Genomic DNA, 1,163 nt, shown 5'->3' on the forward strand with positions numbered 1-1,163 from the left:
GGCGATGACGGGAGCGGCGCCCTTGCTCGCGGCGAAGTCCAGGAAGGCGGCGGCGACGTCGGGGTTGTCGCACTTGCTGGAGACGCAGTAGTAGACCCCGGCGCCGGTGGTGCGCAGCGGTGCGCCCCGGGTGGCGGGTGGCGCGTTGACGTAGCCCGCGTCGTCGCCGAGGCCCTTGGCGACGGCGGCCGCGGCCCAGTTGCCGCTGATGCGGAAGACGCCCTGGCCCTTGGCGAAGGCGGCGGTGGCGTCGTTGTCGCTGAGCCCGTTGGTCTTGGGCGTGACGTAGCCTTCGTCGACCCAGCGCTTCAGCGTCCGGGCGGCCTTCAGGGCCTCGGGTCCGGTGATGGTGGCGCCCTGGTGGCCGAAGGCCCACGCCTCGCGGTCGGCGGGCTTCATGAAGATCGAGAGCAGGACGTTGAAGGGGTGGTTCAGGCCACCGTCGAGGTTCCCTTCGACGAGCGCGGTCTCCCCCGCCGCCTTGGCCTTGGCGAACATCGCCTCCAGGTCGTCCAGGGTGGCGGGCGGGACGCGCAGTCCGAGCTTGCGGGCCTTGGCCTTGTTGACATACACGCCCTCGAACGACAGCCCGGCGGGCACCCCGTACAGCTGCCCGGTGCCGACGGTCCGGCCGTCGTCGGAGAAGGTGATCTGGTCCAGGCCCGGAAACTTCTTCGGCCAGCCGTACGCACGGCTGTACGCGCCCATGTCGAGCAGCAGCCGGCCGCGGACGAGGTTCTGCATGCCGGAGGTGAACTGGGCGATGTCGGGGGCGGTGTCCGCGGACATCGTGGTGTTGGCGCTCTTGAGGTAGTCGTCCCAGCCTGTGTACTGGCGCTTGATGGTGACGTTGGGGTACTTCGCCATGAAGGCCTTGACCAGGCCCGGGGTCATGGTGGTGTCGTCCGCGTCGGCGAGGGACGAGGGGTGAGCTTCTTGCCGGTCGGCACGGGCGGTGGAGGCGGGTCCGGCGCTGCTCTTCTTGGCGGAGGAGCCGGGCGTCAGGCTGCCGCATGCGGCGAGGGCGGAGGCACCGGCCACGCCGGTGGCGGCGAGGAAGGCACGTCGGGACAGGGGCGACTGGATGGGTCTCACGGGGGTCTCCTGAGACGGCGAGGAGGAGATGCCGGGCTTCGCGGGGGCTCGGCGGGGCCCTGTGCGGG

At 71.2% G+C, this 1,163-nt stretch carries 1 protein-coding gene; it reads right to left on the minus strand.

Annotated elements, in window-relative coordinates; genetic code table 11:
* Window positions 1–1,095: ABC transporter substrate-binding protein (locus tag SSOG_RS00930; protein ID WP_050799713.1), on the minus strand; the 1,095-nt coding region annotated here is incomplete at its 3' end.
* Between the last annotated feature and the right edge of the window lie 68 nt (window positions 1,096–1,163).

This window comes from Streptomyces himastatinicus ATCC 53653 (assembly GCF_000158915.1).
GTDB classification, from domain to species: domain Bacteria; phylum Actinomycetota; class Actinomycetes; order Streptomycetales; family Streptomycetaceae; genus Streptomyces; species Streptomyces himastatinicus.